The sequence below is a fragment of the Mesorhizobium sp. P2_F8 genome (assembly GCF_056403655.1).
On sequence record NZ_JBFUFB010000004.1, the window covers coordinates 283101 to 304685 of the forward strand.

Sequence of the window (21585 nt, forward strand, 5' to 3'; positions counted from 1 at the left end):
GACGGGGCCAAGCAATCCGATGAGGCAAGCATGGCAAAACGGCCGACCATCACCGATCTGGCGCGCATTTCCGGCGTCAGCGTTGCCACCGTGGACCGCGTGCTCAACAATCGCCTGCCGGTACGCGAGGAGACCGCGCGGCGCGTCTATGAAACCGCGACAGAGATCGGCTATCACGCGGCCGGCTTGATCAAGCAGCGGATGCATCATGAACTGCCGGAGTACCGGCTCGGCTTCCTGCTTTTGCGAGGCAATGATGTCTTCTACGGCGATTTCGCATCGGAGCTCGAACTGGCGGTCTCGCAATCGCAGCGGTTCCGCGGCGCAGCAACCATCGACTTCGCCAGTTCCCTGGTCCCCGACGAGATCGCCACCCAGATGCGCAAGCTGGCGGCAAAATCGAGGGCCATCGCCGTTGTCGGCCCGGACCATCCGACCCTGACGGCGGCGGTCGAGGCGTTGAAGGCTAGGGGGCAGCCAGTCTTCTCGCTGCTGTCCGATTTTGCCGCCGGTATCCGCGAGGGCTATGTCGGCCTCGACAACCGCAAGGTCGGTCGTACCGCGGCCTGGATGATCGCCAGGGCGGCGCGGCAGCCGGGCAAAGTCGCCCTCTTCGTCGGCAGCCACCGTTTCCATGGCCACGAGTTGCGCGAGATCGGCTTCCGCTCTTTCTTTCGCGAGCATGCACCCGACTTCAGCGTGCTGGAAACGCTGGTCAACCTGGAAGCGAACCAAGTAACCCATGATGCGATGATCGATCTTCTGGCGCGCTATCCGGATCTTGCCGGCTGCTACGTCGCGGGCGGCGGCATGGAGGGCGCGGTCTCGGCGTTGCGGGCAGCAAGGCCCGTAAATATGCCTGTGGTCGTCTGCAACGAGATCAACGCCGAGTCGCGCGCGGCACTCGCCGACAACATCCTCACCATGGTGATCTCGACGCCGCTGGCCGCGCTCTGCCGCGAACTGGTCGATCGGATGGTGCATGCCATCGAAACCGGCGCAGCCAACGCCCCTGGCCAGACCTTCCTGCCCTTCGACATCTATCTGCCGGAAAATATCTGACCTTTCCCGCGCGAGTGCAGCGGCAAGGAATGATAGAATCCATCAGAACGATCCGAAAATCCGGCGGCAGGCCGCGGAATCGCACTTGACGTTCCGCTGGAATGGAATAAATATTTCACCAACTGTGCATTTTGGTTCTTTCGTTCCGGAACGTCTGTTTCAATCAGAGGGTTTGGCGTTCCAGCCCAAGCAGGGAATGCCACACGGAGCGAAGCGATATCAGGGAGAGATTCCCCGGGGAGATCGGGGATTCCGGATAGATCGGTGCAACCGGACACCAATATGTGGAGGAGAAACACAATGAAGAAACTGATTTTGGGCGTCGCTTTCGCGGCGCTGATGAGTTCATCCGCCATGGCCGCCAAGGTCGGCGTATCGATGGCCAAGTTCGACGACAACTTCCTGACCGTGCTGCGCAACGGCATGATCGAGCAGGCCAAGGGCATGAGCGGCGTGGAGCTGCAGGTCGAGGACGCGCAGAACGACGTCGCCAAGCAGCTTGACCAGATCAAGAACTTCGCCGCCTCCGGCGTCGACGCGATCATCGTGAATCCGGTCGACACCTCGGCCACGCAGGCAATGTCGGACGCCGCGGCGGCCGCCAAGATCCCGCTGGTCTACGTCAATCGCGAACCGGTCAATGTCGACAAACTGCCGGACAACCAGGCCTTCGTCGCTTCGAACGAGGCCGATTCCGGCACGCTCGAGACCAAGGAAGTCTGCCGCCTGTTCAAGGAAGCCGGCAAGAAGGAAGCCAACGTCTATGTGATCATGGGCGAACTTTCCAACCAGGCCGCCGTGCAGCGCACCAAGGATATCGAAGAGGTGATCGCCACGCCGGATTGCAGCTTCATCAAGATCATCGACAAGCAGACGTCGAACTGGAACCGCGACGAGGCCCAGAACCTGATGACCAACTGGCTGTCGACCGGCAAGCCGTTCGACGGCGTCATCGCCAACAATGACGAAAGCGCCATCGGCGCTATCCAGGCGATGAAGGCCGCCAACATCGACATGAAGTCGGTTGTGGTCGGCGGCGTCGACGCCACCCAGGACGCGCTTGCCGCGATGCAGGCCGGCGACCTTGACGCAACCGTGTTCCAGGACGCGGCCGGCCAGGGCGCGGGCGCGCTGGACGCGGCATTGAAACTGTCCAAGGGCGAGAAGGTCGAACACAAGGTCTACGTCCCCTTCCAGCTGGTGACGCCTGCGAACATCGACAAGTTCCTGAAGAAGAACTGAGCAACGGGCATACGGAGCGGCGCTTCAGCGCCGCTCCCCTTCCCTCAGCGCCGGCAAGGCTGCGAGGGGCGACCGCTGCTGACGGAGGATAGAAGATTTGGCACAGACATCTCATGGCGTCGGCGGGGTCGGCTACGACGCGAAGAAGCGCGCGTGGCCTGCCGAAATCAACGTTTTCCTGGCGCTTGTCATCCTCGTCGTCGTCTTCGAACTGATCGGCCGGATCTTTCTCGGCGACAGCTTCCTGTTCAACACCCGCAGCGACGTCAGCGCGATCTTCAACGAGGCACGCCTGCAGATCATCATCCTGCAGGTGTCGATCGTCGGCATCATCGCCATCGGCGTGACGCAAGTGATCATCACCGGCGGCATCGACCTGTCCTCGGGTTCGATCGTCGGCGCGACCGCAATGATCGCCATGAGTTTTGCCCAGGTGGCGACCGTCAACGGCAATCCCAACCCCAAGGCGATGTTCCTCGCCCAAGGCTGGACCGACCTGCCTGTCATCGTGCCGCTGCTGGTGGCCATCAGCTGCGGGTTGTTCGCCGGCCTGGTCAACGGCGCCTTGATTGCCTACACGCGCATTCCGCCGTTCATCGCCACGCTCGGCATGATGGTGACCGCGCGCGGCATCGCCAAATGGTGGTCCAAGGGACAGCCGATCTCGTTCCCCACCGACAGTTTCGCGGCAATCGGCAAAGGCCTGATGCCCGTCATCATCTTCCTGTCGCTGGCGGTGCTGTTCCAGCTGATCATGACCTACACGCGGTACGGAAAGCACTGTTACGCGATCGGCTCCAACGAGGACGCCGCGCGCATGTCCGGCATCAAGATCGCCAACCACAAGATCCTCGTCTACGTCATCGCCGGCGTGCTCGCCGCGCTCGCCGCCGTGGTGCTGAGCTCCAAGAACCTCACCGCGCAGTCGGGCATGGGCGTGATGTACGAACTCGACGCGATCGCCATGGCGGTCATCGGCGGCGTCTCCTTGTCGGGCGGCCGCGGCTCGATCGTCGGCACGGTGATCGGCTCGCTGATCTTCGGCGTCATCATCTCCGGCTTCACCTTCCTGCGCCTCGACGCCTACTACCAGGAGATGGTCAAGGGCGTGATCATCGTCGGCGCAGTCGTTCTCGACCAGTGGCGTCAACGCCTTAGGGCAATGAGGGCTTGATCATGGCAGACATCGTCCTGAAGACCGAAAACCTGACCAAGCGCTATGGCGGCGTGCATGCGCTGGAAGGCGCGAACTTCGAACTGCGCAAGGGCGAGCATGTCGCCATCATGGGCGACAACGGCGCCGGCAAGTCGACCTTCGTGCGCCAGATAACCGCCGTCGAGCAATGCACCGACGGCAAGATCTGGTTCGACGGCAAGGAGGTGAACTTCACCGGGCCGATCGCGGCGCGCGAGGCGGGCATCGAGACGGTGTTCCAGAACCTGGCGCTGGCCGACGACCTCGACGTGCCGTCGAACCTGTTCCTCGGGCGCGAAAAGGTGCTGTTCAATCTCGGGCCGTTCTCGATCCTGGACCGCAAATACATGCGCAAGGCGACCGAGGCGGCACTGGTCCGCACCGCGGTGAAGATCCCCAATCTGTCCAACACCATCCGCCACATGTCGGGCGGCCAGCGTCAATGCGTGGCGATCGCCCGGACCGCCACCTTCGCCTCCAAGCTGATCATCATGGATGAGCCGACGGCAGCCCTTGGCGTGCAGGAGACCGCACAGGTCGAAAACATCATCCGCACGCTGAAGGACAATGGCGAGCCGCTGATCCTGATCAGCCACAACATGCGCCAGGTGTTCGACCTTTGCGACCGCATCGTCGTCTTCCGCCGCGGCCGCATCGTCGCCAACCTGCGCAAGCAGGACACCGACGGAAACGATATCGTCTCCTACATCACCGGCGCCAAGACCGGAGAGGCGGAACTCGCGGCCTAGGGCCGGGCATGGAGGCGGTGGTCACCGCCTTCCTGTCGATGTCGTCTTGACCGGAACATCACCCGCGCCCATGACCGGCGCCTTGCTTCGAACCATCCTCAAAGGACATTCCATGGTACTCCGCTTCGCCCTCCTCGGTGCCGGCCGCATCGGCAAGGTCCACGCCCGCGCCGTCGGCTCCAACCCGCAGGCCAAACTGGTTGCCGTCGCCGACGCCTTCGAGAAGGCGGCGACCGAGCTGGCGACGGCCTATGGCGCCGAGGTGCGCAGCATCGACGCCATCGAAAAATCCAAGGACATCGACGCCGTCGTCATCTGCACGCCGACCGACACCCATGCCGATTTGATCGAGCGTTTCGCCAAGGCCGGCAAGGCGATCTTCTGCGAGAAGCCGATCGACCTCGACGTCAAGCGCGTCGAGAAGTGCCTGGCCGTGGTCGAGAAGGCCAAGGCGACGCTGATGGTCGGCTTCAACAGGCGCTTCGATCCGCATTTCGCCGCCGTGCGCAAGGCGATCGACGACGGCGCCATCGGCACCGTCGAGATGGTGACCATCACCTCGCGCGATCCGGGTGCGCCGCCGATCGACTACATCAAGCGCTCCGGCGGCATTTTTCGCGATATGACCATCCATGATTTCGACATGGCGCGCTTCCTGCTCGGCGAAGAGCCGGTGGCGGTCAGCGCCCATGCTTCGGTGCTGGTCGACAAGAAGATCGGCGAAGCTGGCGACTACGATAGCGTCAGCGTCATCCTCGAGACCGCTTCCGGCAAGCAGGCCGTCATCTCCAACTCGCGCCGTGCCACCTATGGCTACGACCAGCGCATCGAGGTGCATGGCTCGAAAGGCATGATCGCGGCCGAGAACCAGCGTCCGGTGTCGATCGAACTCGCCAACGAGAAGGGCTATACGCGCCCGCCGCTGCATGATTTCTTCATGACCCGCTACCTCGATGCCTATGCCAACGAGATCGCTGCCTTCATCACGGCCGCGACGTCGGGCAAGAAGGCGGCGCCAAGCGGCGCCGACGGTCTCGTTGCGCTGAAGCTCGCTGACGCTGCGCTGAAGTCGGCGACGTCGGGCAAGACCGTCCGTCTCGACACGGCAAAGTAAGAACACCAGGCACAGGAGCCCAGCGATGAGCACATCAGCCGGTCGCAATCATGAAACGCGCGCCATCGTCACCGGCGGTGCGCAAGGCATCGGCTTTGCCGTCGCGGAGGCGCTGGCCGACGAGGGCTGCCGGGCTCTGGCGCTGATCGGCCGCTCGCAGGAGAAGGGCGACAAGGCCGTCGCCCATTTCAAGAAATCGGGCGTCGACGTGATCTTCATCAGCGCCGACGTCTCGAAGGTCGCCGACTGCAAGCGCGCGGTCGCGACCGCAATCTCGCATTTCGGCACCATCAACGCATTGGTCAATGCGGCAGCGACGTCGGCACGCGGTTCGCTGGTCGAGACGAGCGAAGAGCTTTTCGACCAGATCTTCGACACCAATGTGCGTGGTCCCTTCTTCCTGATGCAGGGGCTGGTCGCCCACCTGCTGGAGCGCAAGGCGCCGGGTTCGATCGTCAACGTGCTGTCGATGTCGGCGCATGCCGGCCAGTCCTTCCTGACGCCCTATTCGACCAGCAAGGGCGCGCTGATGACACTGACCAAGAATGTCGCCAGCTCATATCGAAAGAACCGCATCCGCTGCAACGCGGTGCTGCCCGGCTGGATGGACACTGAGGGCGAGGCGATCGTACAGAAGAAATGGCACGACGCGCCGGACGACTGGCTGGAGAAGGCCGAGGCCGCGCAGCCGATGGGGCAACTGGTCAAGCCGGCGCAGCTCGCCCGGCTGATCACCTATATGATCAGCCCGCAGGCCGGCGTCATGACCGGGTCGCTGGTCGACTACGACCAGAACATCGCCGGAGTGATCGGCGAGTAGCATCAGGCAGTATCAGTTGAAACGTCATCGGGGTCTCAGGTCCGGTGTGCACTATGCAGCCTCGCCAACTCGACCTGAACGTCGGCCAGCTCTTGCTTCCAGTAGGCGATATCCTCCGGCGTGGCCGGCGTCCTAAAGGCATTGGCTTCGTATGCGCTCAACATAGCTTTGGCTGCTCTTAGGCGCGCTTCTGCTGCCGCTCGCAGCAGCGCATAAACATCGGCGGGTTCTTCGGAATCTGGGTGCATATCGTTGAACTTATAAGAGTTGGGGCCGGATCGCGACGGGTAGGCGTCAAATTTCAAACGGAGGGGGACGTGACAAGCGCCTCCGCTTCGACTATATGAGCCTCATGATCAACCTGACCGCCACGTACTGGTACTTTAGGAGCTCGCTGGCGGCGGGAGGATTGCGCTCGATCTGAAGATTGCAGCATCAAAATCCGAACAGCCGCCAGACCTGGCGGCTTTTTTGTTTCAGCCGGCAGGTCTCCTAATCAGGAGCAGAAAGCCGTGTTGACCACCACAGATGACCTTCGGGTCAAGGAAATCAGGGAACTGAGTACGCCGGACCAGGTGATGCGGGAGATCCCGCGCACGCTGACGGCGACGCGCACCGTTGCCGCGTCACGCAATGCAACCCACGCCATCTTGAACGGGACCGACGATCGACTGCTCGTCATCGTCGGTCCCTGTTCGATCCACGATCCGGTCGCGGCCGTCGATTATGCCAGCCGTCTGGCGGCGCTGCGCGAGACCCTGTCCGACCGGCTTGAGATCGTGATGCGGGTCTATTTCGAGAAGCCGCGCACGACGGTCGGCTGGAAGGGCCTGATCAACGATCCCGACCTCGACGGCAGCTTCAACATCGACAAGGGGCTCAGGATGGCGCGCAACGTGCTCTCCGCCGTCAACAATCTCGGCCTGCCGGCGGCGACCGAATTCCTCGACATGACCACGCCGCAATACATTGCCGACCTCGTCGCCTGGGGCGCCATCGGCGCGCGCACGACCGAAAGCCAGATCCACCGCGAGCTGGCATCGGGCCTGTCCTGCCCGGTCGGCTTCAAGAACGGCACCGACGGCAATCTGCGGATCGCCGCCGAGGCGGTGAAATCGGCCGCCCAGCCGCACCATTTCATGGCGGTGACCAAGGGCGGACGCAGCGGCATCGCGACGACCACCGGCAATGAGGACTGCCATGTCATCCTGCGCGGCGGCGTTCAGCCCAACTATGACGCGGCGAGCGTCGAGGCGGCCTCGGTCGAACTCGCCCGCATCGGCGTCGCACCTCGGCTGATGATCGATGTCAGCCACGCCAACTCGGCCAAGAAGCCGGAGAACCAGCCCAAGGTCGCGGCCGACGTGGCGGGCCAGGTGGCGGCGGGCGACGACCGCATCATTGGCCTGATGATCGAGAGCAATCTCGTCGCCGGCCGGCAGGACGTGGTGCCCGGCAAGCCGCTCGTCTATGGCCAGAGCATCACCGATGGCTGCATCGACTGGGCGACCACCGAGACGGTGCTGCACGGCCTTGCCGGCGCGGTCGAGTGGCGCCGCTCGGCACGCCGCGCCATGATCGACAGCCGCCAGGGGGCAGCCTGACAGGCCGGGTATAAGGCGGCGGTGTTTCAGGCTCGGGCCTGGAATTCACGCCGCCTTCAAACCTTGCCAGGCGGTCAGTGCCGACACCGCAACCAGGAGCAGTCCGGCCGCCCGGCCAGCAAATGCGGTCGCCCGGGGATTGGCGACCAGGAGATTGCGGCTGCGCCCGGCGGTGACGGCAAGCCCGCCATAGACGGCAAACTGCACGGCCACCGTCATCAATCCCATGATGGCCGCCTGTATCCAGATCGGACCATAGGCGGGCTTCAGAAATTGCGGATAGACCGCAAAGACGAAGAGGTAGGCCTTGGGATTGATCAGGCAGATCACCAGCCCCTGTCGAAACGCCTTCCATGCGGAGCGGCTGCCGGCAGGCCCCTCGTGGCCGACCTTGATCGAACTGCGCATCAGCGTCAGGCCGATGAAAGCCATGTAGGCGGCACCGGCGATCAGCAGCGGATTGTAAAGGATCGGCACGAAATGCATCAGCAGGCCGACGCCGACGGCGCCGTTCAGCGTGTGCACCATGCCGCCCAGCATGATGCCGCCGGTGGCGGCAAGGCCTCTGTTGCCGCCACCGGTCAGCGCATTGGCAAGCACGAAAAGCATGTCCATGCCGGGCACGATGATGATGCCGAACAGCAGGAGGAAGAACAGCCAGAGATTTTCCGCATAGTCCATGTCAGTTGCCTGTCGCCTCACCCGGCGAAGCCGCTGAGGAATGTGTTGATTTTCAACTCGATAGGCAGTCGTATAGGTCAGCCCTCCTGACGATGTAGTGTCAGTTGTGATCGGAGCGGGTGAGGAAATGCGCAAGGCGTCACGACTGTTCGAGATCATCCAGATCGTGAGGCTGGCGCGGCAGCCGGTGACGGCTGCCATGATGGCTGAAAAACTGGAGGTGACGGTGCGCTCCGTCTATCGCGATATTGCCGCACTTCAGGCGATGCGCGTGCCGATCGAGGGCGGGCGCGGCATCGGCTACATCCTGCGCCCCGGCTTCGACCTGCCGCCGCTGATGTTTTCGATCGAGGAGATGGAGGCGATCGTTCTGTCGCTGGCACTGCTGGAGCGCACGGGTGACAGCGAACTCAAGCAGGCGGCCAAGCGTGTCAGCGCCAAGATCGCCGGCGCGGTGCCGCCGCCGTTGCGCCAGACGTTCGACGCCAATGCGTTGCATGCGTGGGGATTCGCCGCGCCCTCGGTCGGCGCGGTCGATCTGGCGCTGGTGCGCCGCTCCATCCGCGACGAGGAGAAGCTCGACCTGTCCTATCGCGACGAGCTCGGCCGCGCCTCCGAGCGCCTCATCCGCCCGATTGCGCTGATCTATTACGCCGAAACCGCCAACATCGTCGCCTGGTGCGAGTTGCGCCAGGCGATCCGCAATTTCCGCAGCGACCGGATCGAGGATTGCCAGGCGACGGGGCTACGGTTCAAGGGCGAAGGCGATCGCTTGCGGCAGGTCTGGGTGAACGGGTGGGAGACGAACACCGCCCAGGCCGCAAGCGGCTGAGGCGATCCATCGCGAAGCGGACTACCTCACATCCACCCAGCGCTTTTCGTCGAACGAGCGCGCCATCGCATGCACCGTGCGCTCGATCTCCAGCCCTTCGGCGAACTCAATGATCCGCGCCGGCTTGCCGGCCAGCCGTGTCAACAGTTCGTGGCACTCGATGATCTTGAGATCGTTGAAGCCGAGGCCATGGCCGGGCGCCGGCAGGAAGGCGTCGTAGGGCTTGTGGTGCGGCGCCACAAGAATGGTGCGATAACCCTGCTCGGTCGGGCGATCGGCAGTGAGGTAGAGCTGGAATTCGTTCATCCGCTCCTGGTCGAACAGGATCGATCCCTTCGAGCCGAAGATCTGGATGGCGATGCGACCTTTGCGGCCCCAGGCCGAGCGGTTGACCAGCAGCGTGCCGGCAATGCCGTTTTCCAGATGCATCAGCACGCTGGCGATGTCGTAGGTCTCGACCGCGCGGCGGCCGCCGGCGGCGAGCTTGCGGTCGGCATAGGGCTTGGCCATGTCGCAGATGACGCTGGCGACGCGGCCGAACAGGGCGGAGACCAGCGACAGCGGATGCACGGCGAAATCGTCGAGCGCGCCATATCCGGAAGCCGCTTCGTGCTTCCAGAAGAACAGCGCCTCCGGGTCGGCCATGAAGTCCTCGTCCATCTCGATGCGCAGATGGTTGACCTCGCCGATGACCTTCTCGTCGAGCAGCGCGCCGATGTGGCGGATGGCCGGGCTCTGGATGTAGTTGTAGCCGAGGGCGGCGACCTTGCCCGACGTCTTCGCCGCCGCCGCCATCGCTTCGGCCTCGGCGAAGCTCGGCGCCATCGGCTTTTCGCACCACAGATGCTTGCCGGCCTCGAGGATGGCGATGGCCATTTCCGGATGGAACTGGTTGGGCGTCGTCAGCGAGACGATATCGACATCCGGGTCGTTGACGACGGCGCGCCAGTCGCCGGATGCCTTGGCGAAGCCGAACTCGCCGGCCTTGCGCCTGGCGAGGTCCTCATTGACCTCGCCGAGATGGACGAGCCGGGGCTTGGGCACGTCGGGAAAGACGGCGCCGACGGCACTCCATGCGATGGCGTGACACTTGCCCATGAAACCCGTGCCGATGAGACCGACGCCGACCATTTCCATTTCTCCACTGCCTGAAGCGTTGGATGGATGAATTAGTCCATTTTCTCTTGGAATGGAATGTCTGCCTCATTTTTTATGGCGTTCTTGCGCAGGCTCGCTATGATGGGGCAGAGAGGGTACCCATAGATGAGCCTGGACAGAGCGACGATGGACGAACGGGTACCTCGCGACTTCGAGACGCTGCGCGCCACCATCCTGGACCGGCGCGAAAGCCTGCCCAAGCGCATCGCCCAGATCGCCGCCTACGCGCTCGACAATCCCGACGATATCGCCTTCGGCACCGCCGCCAGCATCGCCGCTTCGGCCGGCGTGCAGCCGTCGACCCTGATCCGCTTTGCCCAGCAGCTTGGCTTCGACGGTTTCACCAGCCTGCAGCAGGTGTTTCGCGAGCGGCTGCGCGAGCGCAACTCGTCCTATGACGAACGCCTGCAGGCGCTGCGTGCCAAGGCCGAGGGCGCCGCCGGTCACCGGGCGATCTTCGACGGCTTCGTCGCCGCCGCCAGCACCTCGCTCAACGACATTTCGCGCACGTTGGACGACGCGCATCTGGAAGACGCGATTTCCCTGCTGGCAAAGGCGGAGACCATCTATGTGCTGGCCAAGCGCCGCTCCTATCCGGTGGCGTCCTACATCGCCTATGCGCTGGGCAAGCTGAAGATCCGCAACCAGCTTATCGAATCGGCCGCCGGGCTGAACGCCGAGATGATCGCATTCGCGACGCCGGCGGACGCCGTCATCGCCATCAGCTTCTCGCCCTACGCGCCGGCCACCATCGAGGAGGCGCGTAGCATTTCGGAACAGGGCGTGCCGATCGTTGCCATCACCGACAGCTCGTTTTCACCGCTTGCCCAGTTCGCCAGCATCTGGTTCGAGGTGGCCGAGGCCGATTTCGCCGGCTTCCGCTCGCTGTCGGCGACGATGGCGCTGGCCATGGCGCTGACCGTCGGCGTCGGCGAAAAACGGCGCAGCACGGGCCGCAGGCGCAAGGCCTAGCAGGCACCTCAAAGACAATTTTAGACCGGGGAATGCTCATTCCATATTGACTATGGATTGGAATTATTATTTCATATTCCTGGCGCCACGCTGCCGCTCGCGCGTGTACCCCAAAACAACAAGGCCGATGGGAGGTTCCAATGAGCGAAGCCGTGGACGCGAAACAGGCGCCGCTCGACGTCATCACCATCGGTCGCGCTTCCGTTGACCTTTATGGCCAGCAGATCGGCTCGCGGCTGGAGGACATCACCTCATTCGCCAAGTCGGTCGGCGGCTGCCCGGCCAACATCTCTGTCGGCACGGCGAGGCTCGGCTTGCGCTCGGCACTGCTCACCCGCGTCGGCGACGAGCAGATGGGCCGCTTCATCCGCGAACAGCTGACGCGCGAAGGCGTCTGCGTCGACGGGCTTAAGACCGACAAGGAGCGGCTGACCGCATTGGTGCTGCTGTCGGTCGAGGACGAAGGCGTGTCGCCGATGATCTTCTACCGCTCAGACTGCGCCGACATGGCGCTGGCGCCGGAAGACATCGACGAGGCCTTCATCGCCTCGGCACGCTCCATCGTCGTCACTGGCACGCATTTTTCCCGCCCCAACAGCGATGCCGCCCAGCGCAAGGCAATCCGCATCATCAAGGCCAAGGGCGGCAAGGTGGTGTTCGACATCGACTATCGGCCGAACCTCTGGGGTCTCGCCGGCCATGCCGAAGGGTTCGAGCGTTACGTGAAATCAGACCGTGTCTCGGCCCAGCTGAAGACGGTGCTGCCCGATTGCGACCTGATCGTCGGCACCGAAGAAGAGATCATGATCGCGTCGGGTGCCGATGATTGCCTGAGCGCCTTGAAGACGATCCGCTCGCTGTCCGCCGCGACCATCGTTCTGAAGCGTGGCGCCATGGGCTGCATCGTCTATGACGGGCCGATCAGCGAGGATCTCGAGGACGGCGTCGTCGGCAAGGGCTTTCCGATCGAGATCTACAATGTGCTCGGCGCCGGTGACGCCTTTATGTCCGGCTTCCTGCGTGGCTGGCTGGGCGGAGAAGACCATGCGACGGCGGCGACCTGGGCCAATGCTTGCGGCGCCTTCGCCGTGTCGCGGCTGCTGTGCGCGCCGGAATATCCGACCTTCGAGGAGTTGCAGTTCTTCCTCAAGAACGGCAGCAACCATCTCGCCTTGCGCAAAGACGAAGCTATCAACCACATCCATTGGGCAACCACCCGTCGCCGCGACGTTCCCTCGCTGATGGCGCTCGCCTGCGATCACCGCGTGCAGCTCGAGGATGTAGCGGCGAAGGCCGGTGCCGATCCCGCACGCATCCGCGATTTCAAGGTGCTGGCGGTCAAGGCGGCGGCTAAGATCGCCGCCGGGCGCGACGGTTACGGCATGCTGATCGACGAGAAGCATGGCCGCGAGGCGATGTTCGAATTCGCCCGCCATCCCTTCGCCTGGCTCGGGCGGCCCGTCGAATTGCCGGGATCACGACCGCTGCGTTTCGAGTTCTCGCAGGACATCGGCTCGCAGCTCGTCGAATGGCCGGTCGATCACTGCATCAAGTGCCTGTGCTTCTATCATCCCGACGATCCGGCGGCGCTCAAGGAAGAGCAGCAGCAGAAGCTGCGCGCGCTGTTCGAGGCCGCACACAAGGTCGGCAGGGAATTGCTGGTCGAGATCATCGCCGGCAAGCACGGCAAGCTCGACGACACGACGATCCCGCGCGCGCTGGAGGAACTCTACGCGCTCGGTATCAAGCCCGACTGGTGGAAGCTCGAACCGCAGGCTTCGGCAGCGGCGTGGGCAAAGATCGAAGCGGTGATCCTGAAGCATGATCCATGGTGCCGGGGCGTCGTGCTGCTTGGCCTGGAAGCGCCGCAGGACGAGCTGGAAGCAGCTTTTGCCGCAACCGCCAAGGCGCCCATCGTCAAAGGGTTTGCCGTCGGCCGGACCATCTTCGTCCACGCGGCCGAACAATGGCTGGCCGGCAAGATGTCGGATGACGAGGCGATCGCCGACATGGCCTCGCGCTTCGAACAGTTGACCGAAGCGTGGCTTGCCGCGCGCGGCCGCAAAGCAGCATAAGAAGGCGCGGCATAGGACTGCGGAGGAAAAACACCATGAGCAAGACAATCCGCCTGACGATGGCGCAGGCGCTGACCCGCTTTCTCAGCAGGCAGATGACCGAGATCGACGGCAAGAAAGTCCCGATCTTCGGCGGTGTCTGGGCGATCTTCGGCCACGGCAATGTCGCCGGCATCGGCGAAGCGCTCTATCAGGTGCGCGACGAACTGCCGACCTTCCGTGCCCACAATGAACAGGCGATGGCGCATGCGGCGATCGCCTATGCCAAGGCCACTTTCCGCCGCCGCTTCATGGCGGCGACCTCGTCGATCGGCCCCGGCGCGCTCAACATGGTGACGGCTGCGGCACTGGCCCACGTCAACCGGCTGCCGGTGCTGTTTCTGCCCGGCGATGTCTTCGCCAACCGCATTCCCGATCCGGTGCTGCAGCAGGCCGAGGATTTCTCCGACGGCACGGCGACGGTCAATGACTGCTTCCGTCCGGTGTCGCGGTATTTCGACCGCATCACGCGGCCCGAACAGATCATCCCGGCGCTCAGCCGCGCCATGCAGGTGCTGACCGATCCGGCCGATTGCGGCCCGGTGACGCTGTCGCTTTGCCAGGACGTGCAGGCCGAGGCCTATGACTATCCCGAGAGCTTCTTTGCCGAGCGAGTCTGGCACCAGCGCCGGTCGCGGCCGGACCGCCATGAGCTTGCCGCGGCGGTGGCAGCACTCAAGGGGGCGAAGAAGCCGCTGGTGATCGCCGGCGGCGGTGTGCTGTATTCGCAGGCCTCGGACGAGCTGGCGAAATTCGTGCAGGGCGCCGGCATCCCGGTCTGCGAGACGCAAGGCGGCAAATCCTCGCTGCCGGACGATCATCCGCTCAACATGGCGGCGGTCGGCGTCACCGGCACCTCGGCCGCCAACCGGTTGGCGGAGGAGGCCGATGTCGTGCTGGCCATCGGCACGCGGCTGCAGGATTTCACCACCGGCTCGTGGGCGCTGTTCAAGAACTTCGGCAAGACCATCATCGGCTTGAACGTGCAGCCTTTCGATGCCGGCAAGCACCGGGCGCTGCCGCTGGTCGCTGATGCGGCCGAGGGGCTGGCCGAACTCGGCGCGGCGCTGAAGGGCTGGAAAGCGCCGGCAAGCTGGACCGACAATGCGGCCGCCGGCAAGAAGGCCTGGCAGGTGGAGGCGGCCAAGGTGACGGCGTCAACCAATGCCGCCTATCCTTCGGACGCGCAGGTGATCGGCGCCGTGCAGCGCGCGATGGGCTCTGGCGTAACCCTGCTGCATGCAGCCGGCGGTCTGCCCGGCGAACTGCACAAGCTGTGGCAAGCTGGCGCGCCCGGCTCCTACCACGCCGAATACGGCTTCTCGACCATGGGCTACGAGATTGCCGGCGGGCTTGGCACCAAGATGGCGAAGCCCGACGAGGAGATCGTCGTCATGATCGGCGACGGCTCCTATCTGATGCTGAATTCCGAAATCGCCACCTCGGTGATGCTCGGCCTCAAGCTGACCGTCGTGCTTCTCGACAACCGCGGCTATGGCTGCATCAACCGGCTGCAGATGGCGACCGGCGGCGCCAACTTCAACAATCTCCTGAAGGACTCGCGCCACGAAATCCTGCCCGATATCGACTTCGCCGCGCATGCAGCGAGCATGGGGGCGATTGCCGAGAAAGTGCCATCGATCGCCGGGCTGGAAAACGCCCTGGAAAAGGCAAGGAAGAACAACCGCACCACCGTGCTGGTCATCGACACCGATCCGCTGGTTTCGACCGATGCCGGCGGCCATTGGTGGGATGTTGCGGTGCCGGAAGTCTCGGCGCGTGCCCAAGTGAACGCAGCGCGCAAGGCCTATGACGAAAAACGGCAGATGCAGACCATTGGCGATTGATGCCAACGCCGGCAAATCCCACCTTTCCCCTTGCGGGGAGGGTGGGCACGAACTGAAAACTGGAGTGACGACTTGAAAGCCAAACTGGGCATGTCCCCCATTGCGTGGTGGAACGACGATCTTGCGGAACTCAGCGATGATGTGTCGCTGGAGGAGTGTTTGCGCCAGTCGCGCTCGGCCGGTTTCACCGGCATGGAGATGGGCCGGCGGTTTCCCAATGATCCCGATATCATGCTGCCGATCCTGAAGGCGGCCGACGTGACGCTGTGCGGCGGCTGGTTTTCCGGGACGCTGGTCGATGAGGACATCGGCAAGAACAAGGATCGCATCCAGCCGATGATCGATCTGTTCAAGGCGGTGAACGCGCCTTGCATCGTCTATGGCGAGGTCGGCCGCTCGATCCAGGGCGACCGCTCGAAACCGCTCGCAACCAAGCCGAAGCTCTCGGACGACGAGATGAAGGCCTATGCGAAACGGCTCACCGAATTTGGCGAATGGTGCGCCGAACAGGGCATGCCGCTTTCCTATCACCATCACATGGCGGCGGTCGTCGAGACTGAGCCGGAGCTCGATACCTTCATGAAGTATTCCGGAGCCGGCATTCCGCTGCTGCTCGATGCAGGGCACCTGGCCTTTGCCGGTGGCGACGTCCTGCGCGCCATCGACAACCACTATGCGCGCATCAGCCATGTGCATGTGAAGGACGTGCGCATGGGCGTGATCGACAAGCTCGACCGCACCAAGCAATCCTTCCTCGACGCCGTCGCGCTCGGGGCCTTCACGGTGCCGGGTGACGGCTCGCTGGATTTCGGCGCCATCGTGCAGCGGTTTGCGGACCATGGTTACGAGGGCTGGTTCGTGGTCGAGGCCGAGCAGGATCCGAAGAAGAACCCGCCGCTCAAGATGGCTGAGGTGGGCCACAAGGAATTGATGCGGGTGATGACGGCGGCCGGCTACGCCGTCGAGACGCAGGGCTTTCCCAATGCCTAGGGCTTCCCCAATGCCTGACGCGCTGGTTCTCGGCGAAGCCGGGTTGCTGTAGGTTGGCCGGATGAAAGATTACGAGCATCCGTTTTTCCGGCCTTTGTGGCGGCGCGTCGCCGTTGTCGCGGTCTGCGTCATCTGGTCGATCATCGAATTCGCCACCGGCACGCCGTTCTGGGGCGTGATCGCGCTCGGCTTCGCCGGTTACGCCGTGTGGCAGTTCTTCTATCTCTACAAGCCGGCCGACGAGAGGCCGGCCGACGAGAGCAAGACAACGGCCGAGGCCGAACCGAAGGAGTAACCGGATGTCGAAACTGCTGGTGAAGGCCGACAAGGGCCATGGCCGCGTCGCCCATGTGACGCCGAAAACCGCCGGCTGGACCTATGTCGGTTTCGACCTCCATCGGCTCAAGCCCGGCGAGAGCGCTGCCGGAAAAACGGACGATCGCGAGGTCTGCCTGGTGTTTGTCACCGGCAAGGGCAAAGCGACAGCCGGCGGCAAGGACCTCGGACTGCTTGGCGAGCGCATGTCGCCCTTCGAGGGCAAACCGTGGTCGGTCTATGTACCCGAGGGTTCCGACTGGTCGGTTGCGGCAGACACAGAGCTGGAACTCGCGGTATGCTCGGCACCGGGCCTCGGCGGCGGCCTGCCGGTGCGTGTGATCAGACCAGAGGATCTCGGCCAAGAGGTGCGCGGCAAGGGCACCAACACGCGCTACGTCACCAACGTCCTGCCGGAAGGCAAGCCGGCCGATTCATTGCTGGTGGTCGAGGTCATCACGCCCGGCGGCCACACGTCGAGCTACCCGCCGCACAAGCACGACCAGGACAATCTGCCGGCCGAATCCTATCTCGAGGAAACCTACTATCATCGCCTCAACCCGCCGCAGGGCTTTGCCTTCCAGCGCGTCTACACCGACGCCGACAAGAACGGTCATCGCGCGCTGGACGAAGCCATTGCGATCGAGGATGGCGATGTCGTGCTGGTGCCCAAGGGCTATCATCCCTGCGCCGCTTGCCATGGCTACGACCTCTACTATCTCAACGTGATGGCCGGGCCGAAGCGGACGTGGAAATTCCACAACGCGCCCGAGCACGAATGGTTGATGAAAGCCTAACCGGTCGCACGTTTTGGGTGAAGCTGTTGGTCCAGCTTGGGAAAATCGTCGGCTAAGAACCTGCAGCGTCGATTTGCCTTCGAAAACCCATCAAGGCTTCGTCAATCCGTCATGGAAATCGCCTATGGCAGCGGGGCCAGTGCATGTCGCCCAAAAGTGAGCAGCGGTTTTGGGATTACGACATGCGAAAAACCAAGACTTAAAGCGCGTCGCAGCATTTCTTCAAACGCGGCGCGCTTTAACGAGGACTTCTTCTCATGCGCTACGCCATCTATTTCACTCCCCGGCAGGACGAGCCGCTGGCGCGGATCGCCGCCAACTGGCTGGGCCGCGACCCGTTCGGTGGCGCGACAAGGCCGGTGGAGACGGTGGCCGATCTGTCGGCGGCGGAAGTTGCCTTCCACACCGCTTCGGCGCGGCGCTACGGTTTTCACGCGACGCTGAAAGCCCCCTTCCGGCTGGCTGCCAACGAGACGGAGACCTCGCTGCGCGCGGCACTCGACCATTTTGCCGAGGCAACGCCGGTGGTGACGATCCCGCGCCTTGTCGTCAGCCAGATCGATAGCTTCTTTGCGCTGGTGCCGGAAGGACCGCTGCCTCCGCTCAACCGCTTTGCCGATGACGTGGTGCTCGGTTTCGACCGGTTTCGCGCACCGTTGACAGAGGCGGAGATCGAACGGCGCAGCCCGGACTCGCTGAAGCCGGCCCAATTCCGCAATCTGTGCCAGTGGGGCTATCCCTATGTCTTCGAGACCTTCCGCTTCCACATGACGCTGTCCGGCCGGGCGGGGCCACAGGAAAGCCCTCGTCTTCGTGCAGCAATCGACAGCCTGTTCGCGGAGGTGCTGCAACAGCCGGTGCTGGTGGATGCGTTGACGCTGTTTGTCGAAACCGAACCGGGCGCACCGTTCATGGTGCTCTCCCATCACGCGCTCGGGCGCCGCCCTGCCAGAAAAACCGCCTGAACAACCCAGCCGGAATAAACAAGGACTGCCTGAAATGACCGCCGAAACTGTTCTTACCAACGCGCGCATCGTGCTTGCCGACGAGATCGTCGAGGGTTCGCTGGTGCTGCGCGACGGCTTTATCGCCGGCATCGATGCTGGCACCGGCCACACCGGCGGGAACAATGCCGGCGAGGACATGGGCGGCGACTACATCATTCCCGGGCTGGTCGAACTCCACACCGACCATCTCGAAGGCCACTACGCGCCGCGGCCGAAGGTGCGCTGGAACCCGATCGCCGCCGTGCTCGCCCATGACGCGCAAGTGGCGACGGCCGGCATCACCACCGTGCTCGATGCCTTGCGCGTCGGCATGGACGAGGACGCCGACCTGACATCGGACGACATCCGCAAGCTGGCCGACGCGATCGAGGACAGTGTCCAGCAGGATCGTCTGCGGGCCGACCATTTCATCCATCTGCGCTGCGAGGTTTCGGCGCCGGACTGCCTTAAGGCCTTCGCCAATTTCGACGGCGACGAGCGGGTCAAGCTGGCATCGCTGATGGACCACGCGCCCGGCCAGCGCCAGTTCGTCAACCTCGAAACCTATGCCTATTACTACCAGCGCAAGCTGAAATTGACCGACCGCGACTTCAAGCTGTTCTGCGAAAAACGGATGGCGGAATCGGCCCGGAATTCGGGACCGAACCGTGTCCATATCGCCGCCGCCTGCCACGAGCGCGGCATCGTTCTGGCAAGCCACGACGATGCCACGACAGGCCATGTCGACGAGGCGATCGAACAGGGCGTGCGCGTCGCCGAGTTCCCGACCACGGAGGAAGCCGCCAGGGCCTCGAAACAGGCAGGGCTCGGCGTCTTGATGGGTGCGCCCAACGTGATGCGCGGTGCTTCGCATTCGGGCAATGTCTCGGCCCGCACGCTGGCCGGCGACGGGCTGCTCGACATCTTGTCGTCCGACTACATTCCTTTCAGCCTGATCCAGTCGGCGTTCTTCCTGGGCGACGTTGTCGAAGGCATTTCCCTGCCGCAGGCGGTCGCCATGGTCTCGAAGAACCCGGCCGAAGCGGTCGGCCTGACCGACCGCGGCATCATCGAGCAGGGCCGCCGCGCCGATCTGGTGCGCGTGCGTGTCGACGATCATGTCCCGGTCGTGCGCACGGTCTGGCGGCAGGGACGCCGGGTCGCATGATGGTCTCGGCCTTGATCGAGCGCGAATTGTCCGCCGAGAGGTTTCCGATTCGCGATGGCGTCTTCGTCGCCGTCGTCGGCCCGAGCGGCGCCGGCAAGGACACGGTGATCGGCTACGCCCGAGCCCGCTTTGCCGACGAGACCCGGCTGGAGTTCGTTCGCCGCGTCATCACCAGGCCGAGCGATGCCGCGAGCGAGGATCACGACACGCTGGCCGACGCGGCCTTCGTCGAAGCCGAAGCGGATGGCGCCTTCGCCATCTCCTGGGAGGCGCATGGCCTGCGTTATGGCATTCCGGCCGATGTCGACTGGTCGGTCGCCAATGGCCATGTTGCCGTCGCCAACGTGTCGCGCGCGATCATCCCGGTGCTGCGCGAGCGCTATGCCAATCTGGCCATCGTCGAGATCACCGCTTCGCCGGAGGTGCTGGCCGAGCGGCTGGCGATGCGCGGGCGCGAGTCGCGCGGCGAAGTGCTGGCGCGGCTGGCGCGAAGCGCCAGTGTGACCTTGTCGGGACCTGATGTTACCTCGATCGACAACAGCGGCCCGCGCGAGGCGGCCGGTGAACGCTTCGCCGAGGTGCTGCGCAAGGCGATGGCCTTCTCCGACATGTCGGGCTTGATCTAGATCGGTTCATCGTTTCACGGAAAAGCCGAACCGCTCTATCCCCAGTTTGTTTGACGCAATTCCCTTGGGGAAAGCGCTATGCGCTTTTCCCGGGAAAACCGTTTCACATTTTTCCTGGAATTGCTCTCAAGCCGCCCTCCTCCAACTTCGATTTCTGGCATCGCCACGCCACGGCCACCGATGCCCCCCGGCGGTTCGCCGCCGCTCGTCTTCGGACAGGCAACGCGTTCGCCCGCGCCTGACCGCACTTGTCACATCCTTGTAACAGACATTTCGGATGTTGGGTTCGGTTGCAATCACTACAGCCGGGCGAGCGAACCAACTCTCATGACAGACGATGCCTCCGAAGGTCTCAAGATGACGGTCGATGCCCGTGTCCAGGCGGCGATCGAAAGCCTGCCACCCGCCGAGCAGCGCATGGCGCGGTTCTTCGTCGACCAGAAGCAGTCCGTCCTCCTGGGTTCGGCGGCCGAGATCGCCCAACTGGCCGGCACCAGCGACGCGACGGTCGTGCGGACGGCGCGTTCGCTTGGTTTTGAAAGTCTCTCCGCGCTGCGCCAGATGCTGCTGTCGGACCTGACCGGCACGCCATCCCCCGGCAAGCGCCTGGCGCGCACCTTAGAGGAGACCGGCGACGACGGCGCCGGGGCGTTGCGACACGTGATCGAACTCCATGAGAGCGTGCTCGACGTGCTCAAGCGTCCGGAGATGGCGACCGCCTTCGAGCGCAGCATCGACATTCTGGCGCGAGCCAATCGCCGCCATGTCTTCGGCATCGGCCCGTCGGGCGCCATGGCCGATTATGCCAGCCTGCAATTCAACCGGATCGGCCTGCCGACCAGCGCGCTGTCGGTGTCGGGAATTGCGCTGGCCGACCGCTTGCTTTGGCTCGGCAAGGGCGATGCCGTGCTGATGATGGCTTACGCGCCGCTCTATCGCGAGGTCGAGATCGTTCTCGATCAGGCCATGCAACTTGACGTCCCCGTCGTGCTGATCAGCGACAGCCTGGCTCCGCTGGTATCCGGCAAGGTGGCGGAAACACTGCCGGTTCCGCGTGGCAAGGCCGACCATTTGGCCATGCATGGCGGCACGATCGTGCTCATCGAGGCAATGATCATCGGGCTGGCGAAGCGCAACAGCGAAGCCGCCTTTGACAGTCTTGAACGGTTGAGCTCGCTGCGCGGCTCAATTGACAAGGCATGGACAAAACGAGGCGTTCGCAAGAATAATCAGAACAACTCGCGTAGATGACACAAAATATTCAAGATTCATTAGTATGATATGATGGGACTTACTGTGCCCACGGCAAATTA

20 protein-coding genes are annotated in these 21585 nt (G+C 63.7%); 18 read left to right on the plus strand and 2 right to left on the minus strand.

What is annotated here, in order from left to right; all coding sequences use genetic code 11:
* The first annotated feature begins 30 nt into the window (after positions 1-30).
* From AC1DZP_RS12155 to AC1DZP_RS12185, 7 genes are all read left to right on the plus strand, one after another.
* Positions 31-1062, plus strand: a complete 1032-nt coding sequence (locus tag AC1DZP_RS12155; RefSeq protein WP_477302567.1) for a LacI family DNA-binding transcriptional regulator — start codon at positions 31-33, stop codon at positions 1060-1062.
* Between the two features lie 300 nt (positions 1063-1362).
* Entirely contained in the window at positions 1363-2304 is a 942-nt protein-coding gene (locus AC1DZP_RS12160) for a sugar ABC transporter substrate-binding protein (RefSeq protein WP_477302569.1), read from the plus strand.
* 97 nt (positions 2305-2401) lie between these two features.
* The gene (locus tag AC1DZP_RS12165) at positions 2402-3478 is read left to right on the plus strand and encodes an ABC transporter permease (protein WP_477225075.1); all 1077 of its coding nucleotides are present in this window, start codon (positions 2402-2404) and stop codon (positions 3476-3478) included.
* Between the two features lie 2 nt (positions 3479-3480).
* Positions 3481-4248: an ATP-binding cassette domain-containing protein gene (locus AC1DZP_RS12170; protein ID WP_477302571.1), complete on the plus strand. Its 768-nt coding sequence runs from the start codon at positions 3481-3483 to the stop codon at positions 4246-4248.
* A gap of 112 nt (positions 4249-4360) precedes the next feature.
* Entirely contained in the window at positions 4361-5362 is a 1002-nt protein-coding gene (gene iolG, locus AC1DZP_RS12175; protein WP_477302573.1) for an inositol 2-dehydrogenase, read from the plus strand.
* A 25-nt stretch (positions 5363-5387) separates the two neighbouring features.
* Positions 5388-6182, plus strand: coding sequence for an SDR family oxidoreductase (locus AC1DZP_RS12180; RefSeq protein ID WP_477302574.1), 795 nt, complete (start codon positions 5388-5390; stop codon positions 6180-6182).
* A gap of 512 nt (positions 6183-6694) precedes the next feature.
* Positions 6695-7786: a 3-deoxy-7-phosphoheptulonate synthase gene (locus AC1DZP_RS12185; RefSeq protein ID WP_477302576.1), complete on the plus strand. Its 1092-nt coding sequence runs from the start codon at positions 6695-6697 to the stop codon at positions 7784-7786.
* A gap of 45 nt (positions 7787-7831) precedes the next feature.
* Here AC1DZP_RS12185 and AC1DZP_RS12190 read toward each other — a convergent pair whose 3' ends face one another.
* Entirely contained in the window at positions 7832-8467 is a 636-nt protein-coding gene (locus AC1DZP_RS12190; protein WP_477302578.1) for a LysE family translocator, read from the minus strand.
* Positions 8468-8594: 127 nt separating this feature from the next.
* Between AC1DZP_RS12190 and AC1DZP_RS12195 the strand changes: the two genes are divergently transcribed.
* On the plus strand, positions 8595-9299 hold the full coding sequence (locus AC1DZP_RS12195; protein WP_477302580.1) for a helix-turn-helix transcriptional regulator: 705 nt from the start codon (positions 8595-8597) through the stop codon (positions 9297-9299).
* A 21-nt stretch (positions 9300-9320) separates the two neighbouring features.
* On the opposite strand, the gene AC1DZP_RS12200 is transcribed toward AC1DZP_RS12195, so the two are convergent.
* Entirely contained in the window at positions 9321-10430 is a 1110-nt protein-coding gene (locus AC1DZP_RS12200) for a Gfo/Idh/MocA family protein (RefSeq protein ID WP_477225066.1), read from the minus strand.
* 153 nt (positions 10431-10583) lie between these two features.
* On the opposite strand from AC1DZP_RS12200, the gene AC1DZP_RS12205 reads away from it, so the two are divergent.
* The 10 genes from AC1DZP_RS12205 to AC1DZP_RS12250 all read left to right on the plus strand — a co-directional run bounded on the left by AC1DZP_RS12205 (position 10584) and on the right by AC1DZP_RS12250 (position 21523).
* On the plus strand, positions 10584-11429 hold the full coding sequence (locus AC1DZP_RS12205; protein ID WP_167392076.1) for a MurR/RpiR family transcriptional regulator: 846 nt from the start codon (positions 10584-10586) through the stop codon (positions 11427-11429).
* A 140-nt stretch (positions 11430-11569) separates the two neighbouring features.
* Positions 11570-13504, plus strand: a complete 1935-nt coding sequence (locus AC1DZP_RS12210) for a bifunctional 5-dehydro-2-deoxygluconokinase/5-dehydro-2-deoxyphosphogluconate aldolase (RefSeq protein ID WP_477302582.1) — start codon at positions 11570-11572, stop codon at positions 13502-13504.
* Between the two features lie 35 nt (positions 13505-13539).
* Complete coding sequence (gene iolD, locus AC1DZP_RS12215) at positions 13540-15390, plus strand: 3D-(3,5/4)-trihydroxycyclohexane-1,2-dione acylhydrolase (decyclizing) (RefSeq protein ID WP_477302584.1); 1851 nt, start codon at positions 13540-13542, stop codon at positions 15388-15390.
* A 72-nt stretch (positions 15391-15462) separates the two neighbouring features.
* Complete coding sequence (gene iolE / locus AC1DZP_RS12220) at positions 15463-16380, plus strand: myo-inosose-2 dehydratase (protein ID WP_477302586.1); 918 nt, start codon at positions 15463-15465, stop codon at positions 16378-16380.
* Positions 16381-16441: 61 nt separating this feature from the next.
* Positions 16442-16675: a DUF3329 domain-containing protein gene (locus AC1DZP_RS12225; protein ID WP_477302588.1), complete on the plus strand. Its 234-nt coding sequence runs from the start codon at positions 16442-16444 to the stop codon at positions 16673-16675.
* 4 nt (positions 16676-16679) lie between these two features.
* Complete coding sequence (gene iolB / locus AC1DZP_RS12230) at positions 16680-17492, plus strand: 5-deoxy-glucuronate isomerase (RefSeq protein WP_477302589.1); 813 nt, start codon at positions 16680-16682, stop codon at positions 17490-17492.
* A gap of 257 nt (positions 17493-17749) precedes the next feature.
* Positions 17750-18457 (plus strand): DUF1045 domain-containing protein, encoded by a 708-nt coding sequence (locus AC1DZP_RS12235; RefSeq protein ID WP_095083282.1) that lies wholly within the window; start codon positions 17750-17752, stop codon positions 18455-18457.
* A gap of 34 nt (positions 18458-18491) precedes the next feature.
* The gene (locus tag AC1DZP_RS12240; RefSeq protein ID WP_477302591.1) at positions 18492-19646 is read left to right on the plus strand and encodes an alpha-D-ribose 1-methylphosphonate 5-triphosphate diphosphatase; all 1155 of its coding nucleotides are present in this window, start codon (positions 18492-18494) and stop codon (positions 19644-19646) included.
* Complete coding sequence (phnN, locus tag AC1DZP_RS12245) at positions 19643-20272, plus strand: phosphonate metabolism protein/1,5-bisphosphokinase (PRPP-forming) PhnN (protein WP_477302593.1); 630 nt, start codon at positions 19643-19645, stop codon at positions 20270-20272. The genes AC1DZP_RS12240 and phnN overlap by 4 nt, the downstream gene beginning before the upstream one ends.
* Positions 20273-20599: 327 nt before the next feature.
* Complete coding sequence (locus AC1DZP_RS12250; protein ID WP_477302595.1) at positions 20600-21523, plus strand: MurR/RpiR family transcriptional regulator; 924 nt, start codon at positions 20600-20602, stop codon at positions 21521-21523.
* The last annotated feature ends 62 nt before the right edge of the window (positions 21524-21585 follow it).